Annotated in this window: 22 protein-coding genes and 1 pseudogene; 15 read left to right on the top strand and 8 right to left on the bottom strand. The window is 51.4% G+C overall.

All coding sequences use genetic code 11. From position 1 onward, the window contains the following. Positions 1–152 precede the first annotated feature (152 nt). The 4 genes from B5F98_RS06420 to B5F98_RS06405 form a co-directional block, all read right to left on the bottom strand. Positions 153–1,361 carry an ATP-binding protein gene (locus B5F98_RS06420; protein WP_087370523.1) on the bottom strand — a complete coding sequence of 403 codons (1,209 nt, stop codon included), beginning with the start codon at positions 1,359–1,361 and terminating at the stop codon, positions 153–155. A 238-nt stretch (positions 1,362–1,599) separates the two neighbouring features. After that, positions 1,600–2,040, bottom strand: coding sequence for a hypothetical protein (locus tag B5F98_RS06415; protein ID WP_087370520.1), 441 nt, complete (start codon positions 2,038–2,040; stop codon positions 1,600–1,602). 68 nt (positions 2,041–2,108) lie between these two features. After that, entirely contained in the window at positions 2,109–2,603 is a 495-nt protein-coding gene (locus B5F98_RS06410) for a hypothetical protein (protein ID WP_087370517.1), read from the bottom strand. Positions 2,604–2,659: 56 nt separating this feature from the next. Next, positions 2,660–3,073, bottom strand: coding sequence for a hypothetical protein (locus tag B5F98_RS06405; protein ID WP_242961614.1), 414 nt, complete (start codon positions 3,071–3,073; stop codon positions 2,660–2,662). A 500-nt stretch (positions 3,074–3,573) separates the two neighbouring features. On the opposite strand from B5F98_RS06405, the gene B5F98_RS06400 reads away from it, so the two are divergent. The 12 genes and pseudogenes from B5F98_RS06400 (at position 3,574) to B5F98_RS06350 (ending at position 13,059) form a co-directional block, all read left to right on the top strand. Further along, positions 3,574–3,954, top strand: coding sequence for a hypothetical protein (locus B5F98_RS06400; protein WP_242961613.1), 381 nt, complete (start codon positions 3,574–3,576; stop codon positions 3,952–3,954). A gap of 249 nt (positions 3,955–4,203) precedes the next feature. Then, complete coding sequence (locus tag B5F98_RS06395) at positions 4,204–4,722, top strand: sigma-70 family RNA polymerase sigma factor (RefSeq protein ID WP_087370511.1); 519 nt, start codon at positions 4,204–4,206, stop codon at positions 4,720–4,722. Next, positions 4,719–5,396 carry a DUF4367 domain-containing protein gene (locus tag B5F98_RS06390; protein WP_087370508.1) on the top strand — a complete coding sequence of 226 codons (678 nt, stop codon included), beginning with the start codon at positions 4,719–4,721 and terminating at the stop codon, positions 5,394–5,396. The genes B5F98_RS06395 and B5F98_RS06390 overlap by 4 nt, the downstream gene beginning before the upstream one ends. Before the next feature lie 349 nt (positions 5,397–5,745). After that, a complete protein-coding gene (locus B5F98_RS12965) occupies positions 5,746–5,973 on the top strand; it encodes a hypothetical protein (RefSeq protein ID WP_087370505.1) in 228 nt (75 codons plus the stop codon). A gap of 12 nt (positions 5,974–5,985) precedes the next feature. After that, positions 5,986–6,156 (top strand): annotated as a pseudogene (locus B5F98_RS12715) (IS1595 family transposase); the annotation flags it as partial. Between the two features lie 30 nt (positions 6,157–6,186). Next, a complete protein-coding gene (locus B5F98_RS06380) occupies positions 6,187–6,696 on the top strand; it encodes a hypothetical protein (protein WP_087370502.1) in 510 nt (169 codons plus the stop codon). A 134-nt stretch (positions 6,697–6,830) separates the two neighbouring features. Further along, positions 6,831–7,415, top strand: a complete 585-nt coding sequence (locus tag B5F98_RS06375) for a VanZ family protein (protein ID WP_242961612.1) — start codon at positions 6,831–6,833, stop codon at positions 7,413–7,415. Positions 7,416–7,519: 104 nt separating this feature from the next. Then, on the top strand, positions 7,520–7,855 hold the full coding sequence (locus tag B5F98_RS13265; RefSeq protein ID WP_242961611.1) for a helix-turn-helix transcriptional regulator: 336 nt from the start codon (positions 7,520–7,522) through the stop codon (positions 7,853–7,855). After that, a complete protein-coding gene (locus tag B5F98_RS13260) occupies positions 7,827–8,039 on the top strand; it encodes a hypothetical protein (protein ID WP_242961610.1) in 213 nt (70 codons plus the stop codon). Before B5F98_RS13265 ends, B5F98_RS13260 begins: the two co-directional genes overlap by 29 nt. A 359-nt stretch (positions 8,040–8,398) precedes the next feature. Beyond that, positions 8,399–9,340 carry a hypothetical protein gene (locus tag B5F98_RS06365; RefSeq protein WP_087370499.1) on the top strand — a complete coding sequence of 314 codons (942 nt, stop codon included), beginning with the start codon at positions 8,399–8,401 and terminating at the stop codon, positions 9,338–9,340. 1,014 nt (positions 9,341–10,354) lie between these two features. Continuing rightward, a complete protein-coding gene (locus B5F98_RS06355; protein ID WP_158099805.1) occupies positions 10,355–11,284 on the top strand; it encodes a helix-turn-helix transcriptional regulator in 930 nt (309 codons plus the stop codon). Positions 11,285–11,442: 158 nt separating this feature from the next. After that, complete coding sequence (locus B5F98_RS06350) at positions 11,443–13,059, top strand: ABC transporter ATP-binding protein (protein WP_158099804.1); 1,617 nt, start codon at positions 11,443–11,445, stop codon at positions 13,057–13,059. A 405-nt stretch (positions 13,060–13,464) separates the two neighbouring features. Here B5F98_RS06350 and B5F98_RS06345 read toward each other — a convergent pair whose 3' ends face one another. The 4 genes from B5F98_RS06345 to B5F98_RS06335 form a co-directional block, all read right to left on the bottom strand. Beyond that, on the bottom strand, positions 13,465–13,953 hold the full coding sequence (locus B5F98_RS06345) for a GNAT family N-acetyltransferase (protein ID WP_158099803.1): 489 nt from the start codon (positions 13,951–13,953) through the stop codon (positions 13,465–13,467). Between the two features lie 87 nt (positions 13,954–14,040). Beyond that, a complete protein-coding gene (locus tag B5F98_RS12960) occupies positions 14,041–14,211 on the bottom strand; it encodes a hypothetical protein (RefSeq protein WP_158096569.1) in 171 nt (56 codons plus the stop codon). A gap of 89 nt (positions 14,212–14,300) precedes the next feature. Then, positions 14,301–15,056, bottom strand: a complete 756-nt coding sequence (locus tag B5F98_RS06340; RefSeq protein ID WP_087370486.1) for an exodeoxyribonuclease III — start codon at positions 15,054–15,056, stop codon at positions 14,301–14,303. Beyond that, a complete protein-coding gene (locus B5F98_RS06335; RefSeq protein ID WP_143482748.1) occupies positions 15,053–16,405 on the bottom strand; it encodes a conjugal transfer protein TraL in 1,353 nt (450 codons plus the stop codon). Before B5F98_RS06335 ends, B5F98_RS06340 begins: the two co-directional genes overlap by 4 nt. A gap of 155 nt (positions 16,406–16,560) precedes the next feature. On the opposite strand from B5F98_RS06335, the gene asnB reads away from it, so the two are divergent. From asnB to B5F98_RS06320, 3 genes are all read left to right on the top strand, one after another. Beyond that, a complete protein-coding gene (asnB, locus tag B5F98_RS06330; protein WP_087370479.1) occupies positions 16,561–18,417 on the top strand; it encodes an asparagine synthase (glutamine-hydrolyzing) in 1,857 nt (618 codons plus the stop codon). A 171-nt stretch (positions 18,418–18,588) separates the two neighbouring features. Then, positions 18,589–21,528 carry an acyl-CoA dehydratase activase gene (locus tag B5F98_RS06325; RefSeq protein WP_087370476.1) on the top strand — a complete coding sequence of 980 codons (2,940 nt, stop codon included), beginning with the start codon at positions 18,589–18,591 and terminating at the stop codon, positions 21,526–21,528. Positions 21,529–21,564: 36 nt separating this feature from the next. Then, positions 21,565–22,875: a 2-hydroxyacyl-CoA dehydratase gene (locus tag B5F98_RS06320; protein ID WP_087370473.1), complete on the top strand. Its 1,311-nt coding sequence runs from the start codon at positions 21,565–21,567 to the stop codon at positions 22,873–22,875. Positions 22,876–22,884 lie beyond the last annotated feature (9 nt).

The raw sequence follows: 22,884 nt of genomic DNA, 5'->3' as shown, positions 1-22,884 counted from the left end.
CCCCCTGGCCACAGAGCTACAATATCGATAAAGTAAAAGTCTGTACCCACCGAGAGGACAACTGCCGGTGAGACGAATCAAATCTACTGCCAATAGCGCACCCCCTTGCAGCTGCCTGCCGCAAGGGGGTGCTTCCTTATAATTTGAAATTGTTAGTCTACCTTTCCCATCAGCCATTCCAGGGCGTGAATGCGGCGAATACCGTCATAATCCGCCTCGGGGTCATCATCCAAGGTAAGGATTCGCTTTGGGTAGTGATCATTGATCTTCTGTAGCGAGGCCAGCTCTCTGCGCAAGGTCTCTTCCTCCCGCACTGTGGCTGCTACCTGGTAGTAGCGGATTTCCCTGCCGTCCATGGCCACAAAATCCACCTCCAGGTCATCCACCTTTCCTACATATACCTCATATCCACGGCGCAGCAGCTCCAGATACACCACATTCTCCAGCATATGTCCCACATCGGTGGAGCGTGTGCCCAACAGCATATAACGCAGGCCCATATCTACCATATAGTATTTTTCCAAGGTCTTTAGGTACTGCTTACCCTTTACGTTATATCGTTTGGCCTGATAGATAATGAAGCTCTCCATCAGGGCACTGACGTATTTCTCCACTGTTTTTACATCAATTTTGCGTCCCATAGATGTCATGGTATCTGCAATTTTTTTGGTGGAGAGTGGACTTCCAATGGCATCAAAAAGGAACCGGGTCACGCTTTCCAGCATCATGACATCGGGAATGCGTTTCCGGGCCACCAAATTCTTTACCACCACGGTGTTGTAGATGCCCTCCAAATAGTCCCGCAATGCCCGGGGCTGATCTTGCAATTCCAAGCCGTAGGGGAACGACGTGGTCTCCACATAGGAGCGGTAGAGCTGTGACAGCGGCTGCGCCTCCCCCACGGCTTGAACATACTCCCGGAAGGACAGAGGTAGCATTTTAATCTCCACATACCGACCCGCAATCATGGTGGCCAGCTCACTGGAAAGCAAATAAGCATTGGAGCCTGTGAGATACAGATCCAGCCCATCCCGGAGAAACAGGCTATCCACCACTTGAGGCCAGTCCTCCACATGTTGAATTTCATCCAAAAACACATAAACCTTTTTCCCTGGAATAAGTCTCTCCTTTACATAGGCATGGAGTTGCTGGGGGTTACGGAGAGAATGGAAGTCGTAATCTTCAAAATTCACCGCCACAATTTGCTCCTCCGACACTCCGTTCCCACGTAGATAGTCCTGATAAATCTCCATCAGGGTGGATTTGCCACAGCGTCGAATACCTGTAATGATCTTAATAAGGCGTTTGTCTTGAAATGCTTTTAGTTTTTCCAAATATTCTGTGCGCTCCAGCCTCTGCATGGCAATCACGCTCCTTCCCAATGCAACATCCTATGTCTATATTATATCCAAATAGCACTCGATATACAACACTTTTGGGATGTATGTTCCAAAAACTTTTTATCTCCCTCTCACCTTTTCTCCACATTGTGGCTTTTCTATGTAGGGTTAGAGATGCTCGACTATATGTATGGAACTGTCTGCGCCGCCGATGATCCCCATGACCATGGCACATGCAGTGGCTATGGGTTGACCAGAGTTAGGTAGGGCCTGCCGTGCCGCTCAGCTCTGTGCCATAGTGCTCCGACCAAAAGCAGTTATCCAGCGCTATGGTGAAGAACGGCGTCATTTTGTTGCAGGGTTCGGTATCGGTGGGCTTGGGTAGACCCAGCAAAAGCGAAATAAACTCCGGCGTTACATCTCCAGCAATGATCTCCCCATGTCGCCAATCAGCGTCTTTCCGTTTTCCGTATCGAAGCGCCAGACCAATACACTCCGTTTCTTCCTTCCAACAGTGGATCTCAAATGTCTTTGCGGTTTTTAAGGCTGCGGACATGTAGGTTCGCCACCTGCTGTTGGTTTCCTCGGTACCATCCAGTTCTACCGACCAATGTTCAGTGGCATTCGCTGAGGGAAAGGGCGCCGGCTTGAGTACGTGGACCAATTCTGACAAAGTATTTTCTAAATTCTTCCGCTCCATAAGACACCCCACATTTTTTCTCTTGGCCCTGCGGACACTATGTAGGGCCATTTTATAATAAAAATGTCTCAAGTATCAAGCATACAGCAGTACAAAGTATTGGTGTCAGTATCATACAGTCCCACCGTGACATTGAAAGACGGACGATTTAAAATATCTGTCTCCTGATCTTCTTGACGGTCTATCAGGATGTAGTAGCCATTTTGGATTTCTCGCACAAGCGGATTGCCGTTCCCATCGTTGATGAACGGCCCGATGCTGCTTGTTTGGTCTTTCACTCCATACACCAGTGCTTGTACCGTTTCATCCAGCGGGAACGGCTTCCATTCTGCATTTCCTTCTATTTCATCTAAAACACTGGAGTCGCTAAAACTAAGCGCAACGCTCGAAACACCATCGCCATGAAATCCGCCATGCGTATCCGAAGTAGACAATTCTTCTCCACCGGATACATCAATTCCGAGCTCTGCTGAAACGGTGTCTTGGGTACTGCTTGAGCCGCATACAGTTAGGGAAAACAACATGAGCATAATAGCCAAAGAAAAGATTAAATACTTCCTCATAGAAAATACCTCCCTCAAAATATGATAACAAAACAGATCTTTCTTTAGGTCATCAATTACCGAATCAACTCCAAACAGTAAAACGATGGCCGGTTCTTATCCTTGTTGTCCCAGTTTTCCGCATTGATAATTTCTTTCATGTCATCTACGGTCAATTCCTCCATGTGGATCGTGCTTTTCCGGATGTATGGCCTATCGTCGTATTCCCAACAGCCCATGAGCCAGACATTCCAAATTTCCACACAATCAGCCTGGAGCAGAGCAGCTCGGATGTACTCCATGATTTTTCTGGCTCGTCCATCAGTAAATTGAGGCAGCTCCAGATAAACCCCGTACTTCTTGTTGCAGTACAGATCTACCTCGTCAAAAGGCAGGAGGCTATAATTGTCATCCGTTCCGCCATCGGAGATGATGCCGTTGTCCAAATTGATGTGTAAAAGATAATCTTGGGATGGTCTGACTTCAGGCAAAGGGACATCTGCTGCTATAAAAACACAAGCACTCATGTTTATCTCCCTTTTATATAATTTGTAAGTATTTTTGGAATCCCATTTCTCGCCAAGGAATCTATAAACTGTTTAACCATTATAACGATTTTTATTGAAGGATTTAGACAGTATATTTTTGCATTTTCAGGAATTCTACAATTTGTACAAATTTTATTTTTTCCTCTAAAGGGTGTCCAAAAACATATGGCTCGAGCGTTAATAATATTGAAAGAACAAGCAGACTGTATGATTAGAGTGTGATATCCAGCATAAAGGAATATGAGAGCACAGGCTCAATCATCGCAATAATTCTCCTACTGTCTACAAAATAGGAAAAAGTATTGGATAAGCTGGATTCTGAAGGAAGAGGGGTGCTGCAGTAAGTGGATAGCCTGTTTTGCTTTAAGTGTGCCGTTCCTAAAACATATGTTCAATACAAATATCATGATTGAAATTCATACTAATAGGTGGTGTTCTTTCTGATGAAAATGAAACAATCTACCAATGCAGTTCTCCTACTGCTCTTTATTGTATGTCTCATAATTTATATTGTAATTTTTGCTTCGGCATTTACGGATCTTCCTATGAATATCCCACCGTGGCACCAATTGTTGCTATTGACTTTCCACTTTTTCCCCATGCTTTTTCTTGAGTTACTCTTATGCCAAAATGCAAAACTGAAATGGCGCCTGCTCATTCCCATGCTATCTTTATTGGCAGTCGGAGTCTGGTTTTTGAGTTTTGCCGGATGGGAGCTCTTGGGCTGGCTACTTTTTCTATTCTGGTGCATTGCTCCTCTGCTTGGTAGTTTGGTAGCTTGTGGAATTTGGGCAATCGCAAAACGATTGAGGTACTGCAGTTGACGATATTATTTTGAATACCTCCGGCACCTTGTGCGGTTACTTCCTGTTTTTGCTGATTCGAAAGTGTTGGCCAAAGTTTATAAGCGGTTTTCGAGTACAGAGCATTTAACTGCGAATTGGGAGGGCCTCCAGAATATCCTGGAGACCTTCCCATTTGATTTTATTGGGGGTATCAAGGCTGCTTCGATTCTTGTGTGAGGTAGATATCACATGGTATAATCGAAGGCATAGCAACCGGGGGTATGTACCATGATGATCTATCTTCAAATGATTGATACTCCAGAGGATCGCTCGAAGTTCGAGCAGCTCTATCTGGAGTATCGCGGCCTCATGTTCTATGTGGCCAACAAAATATTACATAATGAACAGGATGCCGAGGACGTGGTCCATCAGGCATTTTTGAAGGTGGCCGAAAATATTGAAAAAACAGGTGATCCCAAGTGTCCAAAAACACAGAGTTATATCGTTACTATAGTTGAGAACAAAGCGATAGACCTGTATCGGCGGCGCCAAAAGCGCCAGATGGTTGAGCTGAGCGATGAGCTGCCAGGGGTTTCTGCTGTTTATGAGGGTGAGAATACCCTGACCGACTGTGTTCTGAAACTCCCCGCCCGGTATCGGGAAGTGATTCTGCTCCGATACTTCCAAGGGTACAGCGTGAAAGAAGTAGCAGCAATCCTGGGTCTGTCCCTTTCGGCAGCGTCGAAACTTGACCAGCGGGCCAAGAACAGATTGAAGGATCTGTATGAAAAGGAGGGCAAGTTGTGATCACCGATGAAATGCTGAGATTCGCTGCAGCGGAGGCTGATCAGGCCATCCGTGATTCGTTGCCGCATCCGGAAGATTGCCACCGTCAGTTTTCCCCTCGGTTTGAACGCAAAATGAAGCATGTCATCCGGCGGGGGCGCCATCCGGTGACCTACAAATATCTCCGTCGAGCTGCGTGTCTTCTGGTTGCGGTAACTCTGGTTGGGGCTTCGTGGCTCACTGTGGATGCAGAGGCACGCGGAGCCTTCTTTGCCTGGGTGCGGCAGCAGTACGAAAACTTCGTTGAGTACCGTTTCGAGGGACTGGCGCCAGATGAAGAGATGACGACCAACTTTGCTCCCACGTGGTTGCCCGAAGGATATGAGGAATATGAGGTACATTCTGCAGGAGGTACTTCTATCAAGACTTACCGCAATAGTGATGGTCAAGCGATCCATTTCATGTACTCTCCTGGTGCGGATGCAACGAGCCTCTTTGTAGTTTCAGATCAAATGACCATGGAGAAAGTATCTGTGGGAACGCAGGAGGCCGATTTCTACCAGGATGCCGATCCCGAGAACGCGAATGTTCTGGTGTGGCAGTATGAAGGCGAGGATATCCTGTTCTGCATTTCAGCATCGCTGCCCAGAGATGAGATGGTCAAAATTGCGGAATCGATAGCCGCGATTCCATAGAATGAGCTGCGGCGGTTTTGGTATATGACTGCTACACAGGATAAATGAGATTGCTGGCCTAAGTGCGTACAAGTACATTGAGCGGGAGGTCTGATATGAATTGCCCGTACTGTGGTGTTGAAATGATACACGGCTATCTAAATTGCGGAATGACATTGTGGAGTACAAAAAAGCATAAGATCAGTTTACTGATTGATAATGACGAGAAATATACGCTGCAGCTCGGAAGGCCTATAGTTTCACCCCATCATGTAGAAAGTGATTGTTGTCCTAAGTGCAAACGAATTATCATTGATAGTTCTGATTATATGAGCAACATTGAGTGAATTGCTTGAGGTGATTTGTAAAAATGGAAAAAAAGCATTTTGGCATTATGCTGTTCTTGGTGGGAAGTATAGGATACCTGATTCTGAGCCTGTACTTGTCTATGAACCGATTTAATTACAACGGAATGACCGGCACCTATGCTGCTCTGCTCGGCAATGAACTGCTGGTTCCCTACATCATTTTTTGTGCCATGGGGGTAATAGGTTTCATCATTTGTCTATACGAAACTTATTTTCGCAAGAAAAAGTAATAGCTCACCGATGTTTCTACCAAATATCTGAACAATTATCTTGTATGGAATAATTTTGTAAATTGTGCCAAAGAAAGCAAATTGGAGAAAAGGAACATCTTCTTATCTTCCGTTTTGTCAACATTGAAAACTTTTAAATGCAGAGATTTATCAAATAGACCAGCAGTTCCACTGATTGCATAAGTAAACAAATCGGAATTTGGAGGTGTCATTATGCTAACATTAATTATTCAATATCTTTTATTGCCAAAAGTTTTACCGACATTTATCCTACCTTTTGTGTTTTTCTTTATCAATCGTAGATATGTTTGGTTTAGTATTTTACTAACTGCGATTTTTGAAGTCGTTGTTTGGTGGGACGAATTGTGTTATTATGAATCGCGAGGTATTGTGATTTATGCTATGCTTATACAACTTCTCCTTATGACTGTTATTATAATGCTATTAAAGATAGTTGTCCCTAAACTAAATATGAAAAAGAGATTTACTTTCAGGGTCCAGTTGCTCTGCGGCATTATGATTGCCATTGCAAGCTGCACGCTCTCCTTTGCTCTCCACAAAAGCATTTTTATGAACATCGCATGGATCATATATGGACTGATGTGGATCTTTAACCCCGTCATCCCCGAAGGTATAGATCAAAGTCGTGGAAGACAGCTTGCCCGGGTCGCCGGTGTTATCTGTATTGCCATCGGGCTTATTGTAAGGTTTGGAGTTGGATAAAATTCTAATTCACAGAAACAGACCCTGTCCGATTTCAAAAAACGTGAATGAAAACGGGCCAAAAAATCATGACATTGCAGACACACTGAAATTGGGATCGTATATCAAAACCTGCACGTTAGGAGGTAATGGCTATGTATAGACTTCTTATGTCTGGCGGAGTTGTAGCGTCATTTCTGCAAGTTGTGCCAATTACCTGCCTGGTGGGTTTGATCTACGTATTATACCGGGTAATTAAAATAAAGCAACAAAATTCAGGAATCAACTGGAAGATTGAAATTGTTCGATTGCTTTTTGTGTGCTATCTTACCGGACTGCTTAACCTCACAATCACCCCACAGAATTTTTGGTCTCATATCTGGGCATTTGTCTTTGTTGGATACAGCGGAATCGAATTAACACTGTTTGATGGAAGTCTTAATCTTGTGCCCTCCCTTGTTAGGTGGCTCCAGGGAAATTTGCTTCTTGGTAGCTGGGTGAAGACGATGCTTGTGGGAAACATTTTGATGTATATTCCCATGGGTCTCCTTTTTCCATTCACCTTTCCCCGACTGAGCAGACAGAAATTATGGCTGACAGCAGTTATTGTCCCAGCCATAATCGAAATCATTCAACCAGTGGTTGGCCGAAGTTTTGATATTGACGACCTCATTTGCAATTTTATTGGAATACTGCTTGGATATGCGGCAGCACACTTGCTCAAAAAGTTGGTCTCTTAGCTCGTCTCGTCACTCTGAGGTATGTTTCTTGAACTCTGAATTGCGATTTGCGGCGAAATACCGTATAATGGCAGCAAGATTACATAAGGTGAGGTTGCTTTACTATGGCCAGAGTTTCCACAAAAGCAAACAAGAATATTTACCAACGCATTCGGGAGGCGCTTCATTTAACCAGAGAGTCAGCCAGCGATCTGCTGGAGTCCCTTCCTCCTGAGCGAATTGAAAAAATAGAGAATGAGCGCTCTCTCCCACATCCGGATGAAGTCCTGGTCATGGCAGAGAAGTACAAACAGCCCAGCCTCTGCAACTATTACTGCGCCAATCAGTGCCCGATTGGGCAGCAGTGTCCCAGAGGTCAAAATCAAAGATCTCTCGCAGATTGTCCTGGAAATGCTGGCATCCCTCAACTCCATGAACAAGCAAAAGGAACGACTGATTGAGATCACCGCAGATGGCGCCATCAGCGAGGACGAATTGGCGGACTTTATTTTCATTCAGCACGAGCTGGAACGCATCTCCATTACCGTTGAAACCTTGCAGCTTTGGGCGGAGCGTATGCTGGCTACCGGCGCTATCGACGCCCAGCAGTACCAGGCGTACAAGGAGAAGCTGGAAAAGCGGTAGTATCGTCGATTTTGCTGCGCCAGTGGAAATAAGCACCTCTATTTTGCTGATTCTGTGGTGGTGGTATGTTACACTCCCTGATACAATGAATCCATCAGCTAAGAGTACAGAAACAGTTTTTGTGAGGTGATACAATGGATGTAATGAGAAGGATTCAGACAATCCGTTTGATGGACATACTCCAGAGAAGTCCCGCATACGCAAAAGCGCTGGGAATTGAGATCATCATGCGAAAAGTTGGTTGAAGATGGGGTAACTCATACCGGCTATGTTGGGGGCTTCACAAGGCTGTGAAGCCCCTTTCCTGTACGCTGAGAGAATTGGCATTCGACAGAACAGAGAGGAAGGAATGGTAATCCATGAAGTGTTATGATGAACAGTTGCGCCAGCTGCAAGCCCAGTGCGCCCGAAAGAAGAAGTTAGAGGCATCTATTGAGGAACTGCGTGCCCAGCGGGAGGTCTATGCCGCCCGTGCGGAAGAACTCCAGCAGATTATGTCTGACGAACAGGCAGATGTGGATCGGTTGGAGGGGCGGAGCCTGTCTGCGTTCTTCTACAATGTCATCGGGAAGATGGACGAGAAATTGACGCAGGAGCGGCAGGAAGCCTATGCAGCTCGGGTGAAATATGATGCGGCCACCAGAGAGCTATTTGGTGTCGAAGAAGATTTGAAGCGATATGAGGCAGAGCTGAACTCGCTCCAGGGGTGTGAGGATCGCTATACTTCTGTCCTGCAGGAAAAGACCTTGGCCGTAAAAGCGGCCGGTGGACTTACCGCGGAAAGAATTTTGCAATTGGAAGAACAAAAAGGTTATTTGGTGGGTCAGAAGCTGGAATTGCAGGAGGCCTTGGATGCCGGCAACGCTGCACTGTCTTGTACAGATCAGATTCTATCTGAGCTGGACAGTGCGGAAGGCTGGGGAACCTGGGATCTCGTTGGCGGAGGTCTCATCACGGATCTGGTAAAACACAGCCATCTGGACGCGGCCCAGGCCTCTGTGGAGACCTTGCAGACGCAACTGCGCCGCTTCAAAACGGAACTGGCCGATGTGACAATCGATGCAGATATTCAGGTCAACATAGATGGATTTCTGCGGGTGGCTGATTACTTTTTCGACGGAATTTTTGCCGACTGGACCGTACTGGATCAGATCCAACAGTCCCAGGAACAGGTAGATCAGACCAGAAGTCAGATCTACGGTGTATTAGATCATCTGCGCACTTTGATGGAGCAGACAGAAGCGCAGATTTCCTGCACCTCTCAGGAAGTAGAGCAGTTGGTCGCAAGCGTATCCATGTAGAGCAAAGCGGCTACCAAAAGGAGCAGTATATGGAGAAATCAAATACCAGAGCACAGGAATTACATATACTCTGGATTAGCCAGAGTGAACATATCATTTCTTTCCACGAAGTAGTGAGCGAAAACTATGAACCATTGGTATTTTCAGACCAGAACGAAAAAATGATGTTTGTTTTTGAAAAGTGCTCCCATGGTTTTCGAATTCAATGAGATTCGCTCCACGAAAATATACTTTTGAGTTTTATTCATTTCTGGAAGTCAAATATCTTTTTTGTTTACAGTCCCACAATTCCTGAGCCGCATTCGATACAGAAACCACTTGCCTACCCCTTGTCCCAGAGTTACAATACAGACATACAATAACACGAAAGACGCTCCCCTTCCCTGTCGGTGCAAAGCGTCGGCATAGGATGGGGAGCGTTTCTGACCACAGAACATACCACACACACCCTCGGAACACACGGAAACCTCGCTTTCAAAGAGTGCCCAAGAGAAAGTGGATTGGAGCGGAAAAGGTTAGAAAGTCTCCAAAACCGTCAGGAAAATTTTGACACCGCCCTTCGGGTCCAAGAGGCCGCAGGTTCAAATCCTGTCACTCGGACCAAAAATCCGCTGTTTTCTCTCAAAAACAGCGGATTTTTGCTTTAATAAGTTCTTGAATTTCGGGCCAATTTTTCCGTTTTTCAGCTTGACCACAGAAATACCACAGACAGGTTTTATTTTTGACCACAGGAAGGGTGCTTCTTTTTATGAGGAGTGCCCTTCTTTTGTTTTCTGTGGCGCAGGGTTTTGAGAGACGGCTACGAACCGCCTCATAAAGCCCTTTCGTATTCCAGTTCCGACCCTCCCACCGGTGGTGGAGGATCTACCCTCCCAGAGTCATTAACAGGAATATTACAAATTTCAAAATGTGCTCAAACACCACCATTTTCCCGCTTTGCTTTTTTCGTAGGCAATGTGTTATACTATACCTCGAATATTGGGTATAGCTGCCCGGAAACGAGAGGTCACATCCATGCAAAAAAATTCATTGGGAGATACCCTGAGAGAACTACGCAAGCAAAAGAGACTTTCCCAGGAGGATCTAGCCGAGGGAATCTGTTCACCGGTGTCTATCTCACGCATTGAAAACGGGAACCAAATCCCCTCTCAACCAGTATTGGAGGCACTGCTGGAAAAACTGGGCACTGGGCTTTACCAAATTTGCAACGTCTACTACCGCAGTGAGCAGCAGCAGGCTTTTGAGGAAAAAGCCCAGGCAATCATCAACCTGGGAGATGAGGAAAACATTGACCAGGCATGGAATGAGCTTGAGCATCTACAACAAAACAGCCCCGACGATACTCGCAGCCGACAACTTTGCTGGTTGGTGGAGGCCACGCTACGGCTGCAATGCCACGACACAGCCCCTGAGAGCTATCCACTCCAAGAAACCATGGTTCTGGCCCAAAAGGCGCTGGCCCTAACCCGCCCCAACTTCGACTATGAAAACTTCCCCAGCTCCGTGCTGACCATCTTCGAGGTGGACCTGCTCCATATCATAGTAGCCATTTGGGCCGGCATGGATCGCAACATGGATGCTTTGCGCCTGGGCGAGCGCCTGTATGCATCACTGAAAAAGCACGAAAGTGATGTAGTCAGCTATCAACGAGCCAAAATCAATGTGGTGCGAAACCTGGGCGCCATTTTGGCCAAAATGAAGATGTACCAAGATGCGCTGCAATATATCGATGAGGCAGAGGCCTTGAGTCTGAAGAACAACGAGCACAGTCTATTGGTGATGATCGAATTGACCCGGGCAGAGATTTACTGTCTGATAGACCGCAAAGAGGAGTGCGCCGATATTTTGAAAACGTTAGCAGCCTATACGGCATTGACAAAACAAAAAACATATCTTTCGTCGATTCAACGCCTTGCCCACGACAAACTGGGCCTTGACTTGTAAAAAACCACCGCTTAACAAATGATATTATATGACCATAACAAATCGTGTAAGATTATTGTGAACACGGCTTGTTATGGTCTTTTTCTGGTTTTGAGGTAAAATGCTTTCAGATGGCATAAAAACGGAGTAATCCATTCGAAAAACCAGGAGGAATGACCATGCGACGCTATATTTTTGGCAAAAACAAGCTACTCACTGCCACCATGGCGGTTGTGACCGTCATGCACACGGCAGCACAGGCGATGGTAGCCCTGATGATCAGCTGGATCATTGACACAATTAACGAGATTATTTTTACCGGCGACACCAGTCCGATCGCCAGCATTGCAATCCTTTGTGTTGTGTTTGCCGTGTTTGTGGGGATTGTAGTATTTTCATCTATGTATCTCCAGGGCCTTTGGATAAAAAAGATCATGCTGAAGCTGAAAAATTCTTTGTTCCATGGCATGCTACACCAACCTATGGATACCTATCAAAACTGTAATAGCGCTGTAAACCTGACTCTACTGACCCAGTCCGTGGGAACTTTTGAGGAAAACTATCTGAAAAACAGCATCAAGATTTTCGAGTCAGCCCTGAGTATTGTGATGGCGGTGGTGTTGCTGTTCACTATCAATCCCATGGTAGCCATAATCTCCATCGTGTCCATGTGCATTCCCACACTGCTGCCCCAGCTGTTCGGTCAAAAAATGGCCCGTCGTCAGGAGGAGGTTGTGAAGCAGACTACCGATTATACCAGAAAAGTGAAGGATTCCCTGACCGGCTACGAGGTGCTGAAAACATATCATGCCGAGCCGCAGAACGAGGCCATCTGCCGAGATCAGGCCGACGCCATGGAGAGCAGCAAGTTGAAAATGACCGCAGCCAACGCCATGGTTTATAGCGTGGCCAATATTTCCTCGGTAATGGTACAGCTATTCATTATGCTGCTAGCAGGCATTTTCGCGGTGCGCGGTCTGATTTCTCTGGGCAATATCTTAGCTGTGGTAAATTTGACTAGCATGGTGGTGTCCCCCGCCTTCGACATTTCGGGGCAGATCACACAACTAAAGTCTACCCAGCCCATTGTGAACCAGATGCTGACCCTGTTAAACATCTCTGATGCCTCTGCCCCCATGTCTGAGGTCAAACGGAGTCTCGTTTTGGACAATGTGACCTTTTCTTATTCAGATACCCCTGTGCTGGCCCATGCTAGCGCCCAGTTTGAACAGGGTAAAAAGTATGCCATCATTGGGAAAAGCGGCAGCGGAAAAAGCACCTTGTTAAAGCTGCTCGCCGGATACTATAACGACTTCGACGGCAACATCCTAGTGGACGGCCAAGCGGATATGCAGTGCGACTGTGCAGTCATTCATCAAAATGTGTTTTTGTTTGATGACACCATCCGCAACAATATCACCCTGCACGGCGATTACACCGACGCCCAAGTGCAGGAGGCCGTCTATGCGGCCGGGTTGGATGAAGTAGTGGCCGACTTGCCGGAGGGGCTAGAGACAAACGTCTCAGAAAATGGTGCACGCTTCTCTGGTGGCGAACGGCAGCGTATTGCCATAGCTCGGGCTCTGCTACACAGAAAATCCTTGCTTTTAGTGGATGAAGCCACATCCGCCCTTGATGCCGAGAATGCAGCTAAAATTGAAGATAGCATTCTGAGCCTAAAAGGCATAACCTGCATTGCTGTGACTCACAAATCTGATCCTAAGATATTGGCTCGATACGACCAAGTTTTGCGCATGGAAAACGGTATGCTGTCCCCCGAGCGAAAGATTTTCTGAAGGAAATAGTAGAGCAGATCTACACTCTGTAAACCGGGAAAACTGTGCTTTGACGTAGCACAGTCTTCCCGGTTTTCTCTCACCACCCCTGCCTTCCTAAACTCCGCCCTGACCTCATCACTGAGAGCTTCAATCTCTGCATTCATCTCCCGGATTGGCTCTTCCAGCTTCTCCTCGCACTCCTCTTCCGTCGGGGTGTAGACATTCCGGGGGCGTTTCTTGCCATCTGGCCACACTGAGGAATATCTTCCCTCTCAGCGACAATCGTTAATCTTACTGACGCATACTGTCCTTGGGCTACACCAAGTGAGCCGGACAGAGGTGAATACTTCCGCTCTTCTCGCTTTTCCTCTGGATCGGTAATCGATACTTTCATATCTCCCCCTGTAATATGGTTCGTACAAATCACAATAAGCGTCGATACCGCCATCCATTTGGAGTTTTGTCGATGGGCATAAAGCCGCATGCTTCAAACATCTTCCGAGAGCCCACATTATACTCATAGATTTCCGCTACCTCCAGGGACGAAAATCCCAGGCGCTTTGCCCGGTCTACCAGGGCCAAGATCACCTTCTTTCCAATCCCATGCCCTCGCAAACCGGGCTCTCCAATCACAATGGGCATGTCCTCCCTCCAAAAGGCAACATCTCCAATTGGCACAAACCCATTGCCACAGGGATTGTATTCAATAAAGTACACCTCACCACGTGCCTGCAAATAGTGGTACATCTGATATACTTTTTCCATGGTATATGGAGTTGTCTTCCCGTCCACCAGCCACAACGTATGTTCATCCTGATACCAGTTCAATGCAAAAGGGCAATCATCGGTATACCTATGTAGACGGAGTGTCTTGTCAATTTGGATAAACTCCGGCTGTTCAATCCCGCTCATCGGCATATTACATCACATCCTCAACCTGTCATATGTGTATAGCGCAGGAGAAGGGACCTCCCCCCTCTCCTGCGCTGCCGCTTTTTCTTACATCTTCAATGCCCCGGACAGGTTCTCCATGGCGTCGCCGGCCACCTTGGCCGCCTTGCTCACCGTCTTCTGCATCTTGGTCTTCTTCTTGGGGCTCAAGGCCATGCCCATCACGCCGCCGGCCAACATGCTCAATCCTGCCACGGGAATCATCATACTCATCTTCATCGCACATGTCCTCCTTTGCTTTGGTCCAACCATAGTGTGCCCAACGCAAAGGATTTCTCTATGCCAGTTTCTTCAGAATTGGTAAATTTTTAAATTTCCAAATCCAGCGACACCGGACAGTGGTCGCTGCCGTAAATATCGGGGTGGATGAATGCCCCCTGTACCTTCTCCGCCAACCGCTGGGACACCACAAAGTAGTCAATCCGCCACCCCGCATTGTTGGCCCGGGCATTGAAGCGGTAGCTCCACCAAGAGTACGCCCCGGTGAGGTCCGGGTACAAATACCGGAAGGTATCCACAAACCCACTGTCCAGCAGCAGCCCAAACTGCTCCCGCTCCTGGTCGGAGAACCCTGCCTTGCCCCGGTTGGGGCCGGGATTTTTCAGGTCGATCTCCTTGTGGGCCACGTTTAGGTCTCCACAGTAGATCACCGGCTTGTTCTTATCCAGTTCCATGAGATATGCCCGCAGGTCCCGCTCCCACTCCATCCGGTAGTCGATACGGGCCAACTCGTTCTGGGCGTTGGGGGTATAGCAGTTGACCAGGTAGAATTCCGGGTACTCCAGGGTGATGAGCCGCCCCTCGTGGTCGTGGGGCTCCACCCCCATGCCGTAGCGTACCGAGAGCGGCTTATGGCGGGTAAAAATGGCGGTACCGGAATACCCCTTCTTCTCTGCCGAGTTCCAGAACTCCTCGTAGCCGGGCAGGTCTACATGGGCCTGGCCCTGCTCCATCTTGGTCTCCTGGAGACAGATGAAGTCCGCATCCAGCCCCAGCACCGATTCCTCAAATCCTTTTTTCAGACAGGCCCGCAGGCCGTTGACGTTCCATGAGACAAATTTCATGTGGTTTCTCCTTTTTTCACGCACAGGATGACCAGGTGGACGATACAGAAGATCAAAGCCGCAGCCATAGCAGCCGCCTCCCAGAACATCACCAGGTAATCCCCCGAAATGTATAGAATATAGTTGTACTTTAGGCGCAAATAGACGCTGTAGCTGGCCAGAGAGGAGCCGCACACCAGCACCGCCGCCGGAATGCGCCGCCAGTTGCTCACCGCCCAGCACACTGCCAGCACATCGGCCAGATAGAAATACCGCTCGTGCATGTGGGGCAGCAAAAACGGAATGCCCACCACCAGCACCATCGCCACCGCCATGGCCATCTGGTTGTCCAGCTTTTTCCCCTTCCACGCTCCAATAAACAACATGGCAAAGGCCAGAATCATAGCAGCAATGATGCCCATCTGGGACAGAAATGCAGGGTCATAGGTGGCATGGGCGGGCAAGAACTGATAGACGGAAGGGGCATTCAGCGTCAGCCGGTCATACTCCCCCATCTGCCCCAAGTAGACGGACAAAATGTCCTTCCAGGGCTTGCCCAGCAGCAGGGCAGGAATTGCCGTGAGGACATACACCCCGGGGAACACAAACAGCTCCCGGAATTTCACCCGCCCCGCCAGCCACAGCACACCCCACAGAGGCATGATAAACACCGTCTGGAGCTTAAAAGAGAAGGCCACCGCCAGCCATACCAGGGACCACTTGTTCTTGCCCTCCAGCACGCAGGCCACCGCATGGACCACCAGAGCCCCGTAGATGGCGTCACACTGGGCCCAGTAGCTGCCGTTGAGCACCACCGTGGGCACAAAGAGCAGCACACCAAAGGCGATCTGGGGCAGTATGGTATTTTCCTTCTCTTTGGTCAGTACCCGCACCAGGCGCAGGCCACCCCAGGCCAGAATCACATCCAGGAAGATGGAGAACAGCTTGTACAGGTACAGGTCTGGGATATCCAGATAGGAAATCAAGGCAATAAAGTAGAGGTACGGCACGTTGTAATTGCCTACGGGCTGAGAAATGGCTCCCAAGCCGCCGCCCTCCCGGATCACGTCGTACCACTGACTGAGGAAGGTGAGGTAATCGTCGCTCTCGTGGTCCAACAGCAGGCACCGCACCAGCATAGCCGCCGCCAGAGGGAGGAGCAGCACCAGAATCTGGTTAATCGGAACATTCTCTTTTTTCAGTAGCAATCCGCCCAGGGCTGCCGTGAGCACCAGGCACACTGCCACCCACACGCGATCTGCCACGCTCCCCTGTTGGAGTTGGAGCGCCGCCGCCACCGTCCCCAACAGACACGCCAGGGCCAGTATCCCACACAGTTTTTCCTGCCATCTCACTTTTGACCAACTCATGGTGATCTCCTGCTTTCCATTTTGTCTATTCGTTGTATTCTACCATGCCTCCCTCTGGGATTTCAACCGCATTCTTGCGGGGAACGGTTGACTTTTTTCTATATAAGATGTATGCTTTAGTCTGAATTTTCAAAACACTTCTGGAGGATGACTCTATGTGCGGTTTTACCGGATTTCTCTCCCGCTCTACCCCTGATGTCACTGCCCTTCACGCCATGGGCGATTCCATTATTCACCGTGGCCCCGACGAGGAGGGCTACTATACCGATGACCACTGCGCCATCGCCCATCGCCGCCTGTCCATCATTGACCTGGCTCACGGCCACCAGCCCATGACCAGCCCCGACGGGCGTTATATTTTGGCCTATAACGGAGAAGTTTATAACTTCCAGACCCTGCGCACCCAGCTCCAGAAGCTGGGCCATACCTTCCAGACCACCTCCGACACCGAGGTAGTGCTCCACGGCTACATGGAGTGGGGCGCTGAGGTCACCGGGAAGCTGCGTGGCATGTTCGCCTTTGTCATCTGGGACACCCAGACCAAGACCCTGTACGGCGCTCGTGACCCCTTCGGCATCAAGCCCTTCTACTACGCCCCCATGGGGGACACCTTCTTCTTCGGCTCGGAGCTCAAGAGCTTTCTCCCCCACCCCGACTTCAAAAAGGAGCTGAACCGGGAGGCATTGAAGTTCTACCTCACCTTCCAGTATTCCGCTCTAGATGAGTCCTTCTTTAAGGGCGTGTTCCGTCTGCTTCCCGGGCATCACTTCACCTACCGGGACGGCAAGCTGGACATGAGCGCCTACTACACCTTCTCCTTTGAGCCCGACTCCAAGAGCCTGGAAGAGCACGCCCAGGAGATTCGAGAGGTGGTCACCGAGTCGGTGGAGGCCCACCAGATCAGTGACGTGGAAGTGGGCGCCTTCCTCTCTGGCGGCATTGACTCCAGCGTCATCACCGCTCTGTCCCACCCGGACAAGACCTACTCCGTGGGCTTTGCCAACAAGGGCTTTGACGAGACCAGCGAGGCCAAGGCCCTGTGTGAGGAGCTGGGGCTGAAGAACATCTCCAAGACCATCACCGCCGAGGAGTTCTTCGACATTCTGCCCACCATCCAGTACTACGCTGATGAGCCCAACGCCAACCTGTCCACCGTGCCCCTGTACTTTTTGTCCAAGCTGGCGGCCCAGGACGTGAAGGTGGTTCTGTCCGGTGAGGGCTCCGACGAGCTGTTTGGCGGATACATCACCTACCACACCACCAAGCCCTACCGGGCCTACCGCAAGCTGCCCCTCCCCATCCGCAAGGCAGTGGCAGGTGTGGTGTCCAAGCTGCCCCCCTTCCACGGCCAGGGCTTCTTGACCAAGGCCGCCAAGCCTGTGGAGGACACCTTTGTGGGTCAGGCCTTCATCTTTGACAACGACGAGGTGGAGCAGGTTCTCACCCCCGCCTACCGCAGCAGCCGCACCTGGAAGGACATCACGGCCCCCTATTTTGCCCAGGTGAAGGACGCCGACGACCTGACCAAGATGCAGTATCTGGATTTGCACCTGTGGCAGCCCCTGGACATTCTGCGCAAGGCCGACCGGATGACCATGGCCAACTCCCTGGAGCTGCGGGTGCCCTATCTGGACCGGGAGGTGTGGAAGGTGGCCCGCTCCATCCCCAGCAACCAGAAGATGCGGGGCAAGTCCACCACCAAGTTCCCCCTGCGTCAGGCCGCCGTGCCCATGCTCCCCGACGATTGGATCAAGCGTCCCAAGGTGGGCTTCCCTGTCCCCTTCATCGCCTGGCTCAAGGAGGAGAAGTACTACAACTGGGCCAAGGACCTGATCAACCAGGACTATGTGGCCGAGTTCTTCGACCAGAAGTACCTGCTGGACCTGCTGGAGCAGCACTACTCTGGCAAGGCCCGCACCCACCGCAAGCTGTACACCGTGCTGTCCTTCCTTATCTGGTATCAGGTGTACTTCCCCGAGGTGTGTGGCGTGGCTCCCTACCAGCCCAAATAATCTATCGTCATATCCCACAGTCCGCAGCGGTCCCCCCGCTGCGGACTGTTATCGTTGTGATGAATTTTGCCATATCCCGCCGGTGTTACAAGAACCTGCTATTGAAATCATACCCCTTCTTTTATATAATAGTAGTACTGCCTTATTTTATTGATTCAGGAAGGTGCCATTATGAGTTTGCGAGTGGGCATTGATATCGGCTCCACCACCGTCAAAGTGGTGGTGCTGGACGAAGAGAACCAAGTTTTATTCCGCTCTTATGAGCGGCATTATTCCAAGACCCGGGAACGGGCCTGTGAGACCCTGCACTCCATTGAAGATATGCTGCGGGGCAAAGAGGTGAAGCTGGTCATCACCGGCTCTGCCGGATTGGGCGTGGCCAAGGCCGCTGGACTGGACTTTGTCCAGGAGGTATATGCCACTGCTGCCGCGGTGAACACCTACATTCCCGACACGGACGCCGTCATCGAGCTGGGCGGCGAGGACGCCAAGATCATCTTCTTCGGCGGCGCTTTGGAGGAGCGTATGAACGGCTCCTGCGCCGGCGGTACCGGAGCCTTCATTGACCAGATGGCCACGCTGATGAACGTCACGGTCAATGAGCTGGATGAACTGTCCCTGAAACACGAAAAGATCTACCCCATCGCCTCCCGGTGCGGCGTGTTTGCCAAGTCCGACATCCAGCCCATCCTCAACCAGGGTGGACGGAAAGAGGACGTGGCCGCCTCCATCTTCCAGGCGGTGGTGGACCAGACTGTGGCTGGCCTCACCCAGGGCAGAGAGCTCAAGGGCAAGATCGTCTTTTTGGGCGGCCCCCTCACCTTCTTAAAGGGCCTGCGGGAGCGCTTTGTGGAGACCCTCCAGCTGGACGAGGAGCACGCCATCTTCCCCAAGGACGGCGACTGCTTTGCCGCCATTGGCGCTGCTCTGTGCTCGGAGGAGTACGCCGCCCGCCCCTTTGAGGAGCTGTTGAAGCTGCTGGAGGAGAGCCGGGATGCCACCACCGTGGTGGACACCATGCCCCCCCTGTTCCAGTCTCAGGAGGAGTACGACGCCTTTGTGGCCCGCCACAACGCCTCCACGCCCCCCCAGCTGGACATTCACACCTACACCGGCGACGCCTACCTGGGCATTGACGCCGGTTCCACCACCACCAAAATGGCCCTCATCGCCCCCGATGGCGGCCTGCTGTACACCTACTACCACTCCAACCAGGGCAACCCGGTGTCTGTGGTCCTGCCCCAGCTCAAGGAAATCTACAAGCTGTGCGGCGACCGCATTACCATCAAGGGCTCTGCGGTGACGGGTTACGGTGAGGACCTCATCAAAAACGCCTTTAACTGTGACTTAGGGCTGGTAGAGACGGTGGCCCACTACCGCGCCGCCGCCCACTTCAACCCCGATGTGGACTTTATCATCGACATCGGCGGCCAGGACATGAAGTGCTTTAAAATCCGCAACGGGGCCGTGGACTCCATCATGCTCAACGAGGCCTGTTCCTCCGGCTGCGGCTCCTTCATCGAGACCTTCGCCAAAGCCCTGGGCTACTCCATTGCGGACTTTGCCAAGATGGGCCTGTTTGCCCAGCGCCCGGTGAACCTGGGCTCCCGATGCACCGTGTTTATGAACTCCTCGGTGAAGCAGGCCCAAAAGGACGGGGCCAGCGTGGAGGAGATCTCAGCTGGTCTGTCCATCTCCATCGTGAAAAACGCCGTGTATAAGGTTATCCGCGCCGCCAGCGCCGACGACCTGGGCAAGCACATCGTGGTCCAGGGCGGCACCTTCTACAACGACGCCGTGCTCCGGGCCTTTGAGCAGGAGCTAAAGCGGGACGTGACCCGTCCCACCATCTCGGGCATCATGGGCGCCTTCGGCGCCGCTCTGGCCGCCCGCAACCTGCACCTGGAGAAGTCCACCCTGCTGGGCCCTGAGGCGCTGGAGAACTTCACCCACACCGCCAAGCCGGTGACCTGCAACCTGTGCACCAACCACTGCTCCCTCACCGTCAACACCTTTGACGGCGGCCGCCGATTCATCTCCGGCAACCGCTGTTCCCGCCCCTTGGGCAAGGAGAAGGTGGAACTGCCCGATCTGTACAACTACAAGTACCGCAAGCTCCGCTCCATGGAGGGCAAGGGCTTCGGCAACGGCTCCCGAGGCCGCATCGGCATCCCCTTTGGGCTGAACATGTATGAGAACCTGCCCTTCTGGTTTGAGCTGTTCACCCGCCTCAACTTCGAGGTGGTGCTCTCCCCCGAGTCCTCCCGCAAGCTGTACATCAAGGGCCAGCGCACCATCCCCTCGGACACCGTGTGCTATCCCGCCAAGCTTCTCCACGGCCACGTGCAGGCTCTGGTGGAAGCCGGAGTGGATGCCATCTTCTACCCCTGCATGTCCTACAACTTCGATGAGAAGACCTCGGACAACAACTACAACTGCCCGGTGGTGGCCTACTATCCCGAGTTGCTGGCCGCCAACGTGCCCGACCTGAAAAAGACCCGGTTCCTCTACCCCTATGCCGGACTACACCGCCAGAAGGACTATGAGCGCATCGGCTCCCAGTGGTTCTCGGACACCTTCGGCATTCCCCGCCGAGAGGTGGTCCACGCCATCCGGGCCGCCTACCAGGCCTACGACCTGTACAAGCAGGAAATCCGGGCAGTGGGCCAGTCCTACATCGACAAGGCCCGGGCTGAGGGCCGTCCCATCATCGTCATGGCTGGTCGTCCCTACCACATTGACCCGGAGATCAACCACGGCATCAACGACCTGATCACCTCCTTTGGCTTTGTGCTGGTCAGCGAGGACGCCGTGGCCTATCACGAGGACTATGCCCCCCGGAAGGTGCTCAATCAGTGGACCTTCCAGTCCCGGATGTACAACGCCGCCCGGTACGTGTGCACCCAGCCGGACATGCAGCTGATTCAGCTGGTAAGCTTCGGCTGCGGCACCGATGCCATCACCGGGGACGAGGTGCGCTCCATCCTGGAAGAGGGCGGCAAGCTGTACACCCAGCTGAAAATCGACGACATCAGCAACCTGGGCGCTGTCCGCATCCGTGTGCGTTCTCTCATGGCCGCCATGGAGGAGCGGGACCAGAACCAGGTCTGATGTCCCCTGGACCAAGTTCCGAAAGGAGAAAACAACATGGCTGAATTGGTTTACGCCAAAGATGGGCGTCTTCTGTTCACCAAAGAGATGAAGCAGGAGTACACCCTGCTGATGCCCCAGATGCTTCCCGTTCACTTTGGCATGTTCCGCCAGCTGCTGGTGCTGGAGGGCTACAAGGTGGATATGCTCACCACCAACCACAGAGGCATTGTGGACGAGGGCCTGAAGTACGTCCACAACGACACCTGTTACCCTGCCTTGCTGGTCATCGGCCAGCTCATTGACGCCGTCAAGCACGGCGGCTATGACCCCCACAAGGTGGCTCTGCTCATCACCCAGACCGGCGGCGGATGCCGGGCCTCCAACTACATCCACCTGCTGCGCAAGGCTCTGGAGAAGGCTGGCATGTCCTACATTCCGGTCATCTCGGTGAACCTCTCCGGCATGGAGAAGAACCCCGGCTGGAGCCTCACCCTCCCCCTCATCCGCAAGATGATCTACGCCATGATGTACGGTGACCTCATCGTCAACGTGGCCAACCAGGTGCGCCCCTATGAGGTGATGAAGGGGGACACCGACCAGATGGTGGAGACCTGGGAGAACAAGCTCATTGAGGGCTTCCAGAAAGGCCGTGGCATGAACCGCAAGGAGATGCGCCAGATCTTTGACCAAATCTGCGCTGACTTTGCCGACATCCCCGTGGCCGGACCTCAGAAGGTGCGTGTGGGTGTGGTGGGTGAGATCTACGTCAAGTTCTCCCCCCTGGGCAACAACAACCTGGAGGATTTCCTGCTCTCCGAGGGCGCTGAGCCCGTGGTGCCCGGCCTCACCGACTTCATGATCTTCAAGATCTTCAACCGGGAGTCCGACGTGGACCTGTACGGCGGCAAGTGGATCAAAAAGAAGGTCTGCCAGATCTTCAAGGGCTACATTGAGGAGTGCCAGAAGGACATGATCGCCGCCCTGAAAAAGACCCGCTTCCACGCCCCCGGCACCTTTGAGAACATGCACAAGCTGGTTCACGGCTACCTGGGCGACGGCAACAAGATGGGCGAGGGCTGGCTGCTCACCGGCGAGATGCTGGAGCTCATCCACTCCGGGGTGCCCAACATTGTCTGTACCCAGCCCTTCGGCTGCCTGCCCAACCACATTGTGGGCAAGGGCATGATTCGCAAGCTGAAAGACGACTACCCCAACTCCAACATCGTGGCCATTGACTACGACCCCGGCGCCACCAAAATCAACCAGGAGAACCGCATCAAGCTGATGCTGGCCAACGCCCGCCAGATTGCCAAGCAGGAGGCCCAGCAGAAGGCGGAGCAGGACCTGGTGGGCGCCGCCCACTAAAAGGAGCCG

It is taken from the genome of Pseudoflavonifractor sp. An44 (assembly GCF_002161675.1).
Classification (GTDB): domain Bacteria; phylum Bacillota; class Clostridia; order Oscillospirales; family Oscillospiraceae; genus Enterenecus; species Enterenecus faecium.
Note: the sequence above shows the minus strand (reverse complement) of the source record. Positions and strands in the feature narration are given on the sequence as shown.

Coding starts and splice junctions, on each gene's coding strand:
- B5F98_RS06350 (WP_158099804.1), top strand. CDS start 11,443: ATGCGACGCTATATTTTTGGCAAAAACAAGCTACTCACTGCCACCATG.
- B5F98_RS06420 (WP_087370523.1), bottom strand. CDS start 1,361: ATGCAGAGGCTGGAGCGCACAGAATATTTGGAAAAACTAAAAGCATTT.
- B5F98_RS12960 (WP_158096569.1), bottom strand. CDS start 14,211: ATGAAGATGAGTATGATGATTCCCGTGGCAGGATTGAGCATGTTGGCC.
- B5F98_RS06400 (WP_242961613.1), top strand. CDS start 3,574: ATGAAAATGAAACAATCTACCAATGCAGTTCTCCTACTGCTCTTTATT.
- B5F98_RS06340 (WP_087370486.1), bottom strand. CDS start 15,056: ATGAAATTTGTCTCATGGAACGTCAACGGCCTGCGGGCCTGTCTGAAA.
- B5F98_RS06410 (WP_087370517.1), bottom strand. CDS start 2,603: ATGAGGAAGTATTTAATCTTTTCTTTGGCTATTATGCTCATGTTGTTT.
- B5F98_RS13265 (WP_242961611.1), top strand. CDS start 7,520: ATGGCCAGAGTTTCCACAAAAGCAAACAAGAATATTTACCAACGCATT.
- B5F98_RS06365 (WP_087370499.1), top strand. CDS start 8,399: ATGAAGTGTTATGATGAACAGTTGCGCCAGCTGCAAGCCCAGTGCGCC.
- asnB (WP_087370479.1), top strand. CDS start 16,561: ATGTGCGGTTTTACCGGATTTCTCTCCCGCTCTACCCCTGATGTCACT.
- B5F98_RS06375 (WP_242961612.1), top strand. CDS start 6,831: ATGTATAGACTTCTTATGTCTGGCGGAGTTGTAGCGTCATTTCTGCAA.
- B5F98_RS06325 (WP_087370476.1), top strand. CDS start 18,589: ATGAGTTTGCGAGTGGGCATTGATATCGGCTCCACCACCGTCAAAGTG.
- B5F98_RS06415 (WP_087370520.1), bottom strand. CDS start 2,040: ATGGAGCGGAAGAATTTAGAAAATACTTTGTCAGAATTGGTCCACGTA.
- B5F98_RS06345 (WP_158099803.1), bottom strand. CDS start 13,953: ATGAGCGGGATTGAACAGCCGGAGTTTATCCAAATTGACAAGACACTC.
- B5F98_RS12965 (WP_087370505.1), top strand. CDS start 5,746: ATGGAAAAAAAGCATTTTGGCATTATGCTGTTCTTGGTGGGAAGTATA.
- B5F98_RS13260 (WP_242961610.1), top strand. CDS start 7,827: ATGAACAAGCAAAAGGAACGACTGATTGAGATCACCGCAGATGGCGCC.
- B5F98_RS06380 (WP_087370502.1), top strand. CDS start 6,187: ATGCTAACATTAATTATTCAATATCTTTTATTGCCAAAAGTTTTACCG.
- B5F98_RS06355 (WP_158099805.1), top strand. CDS start 10,355: ATGCAAAAAAATTCATTGGGAGATACCCTGAGAGAACTACGCAAGCAA.
- B5F98_RS06320 (WP_087370473.1), top strand. CDS start 21,565: ATGGCTGAATTGGTTTACGCCAAAGATGGGCGTCTTCTGTTCACCAAA.
- B5F98_RS06395 (WP_087370511.1), top strand. CDS start 4,204: ATGATGATCTATCTTCAAATGATTGATACTCCAGAGGATCGCTCGAAG.
- B5F98_RS06335 (WP_143482748.1), bottom strand. CDS start 16,405: ATGAGTTGGTCAAAAGTGAGATGGCAGGAAAAACTGTGTGGGATACTG.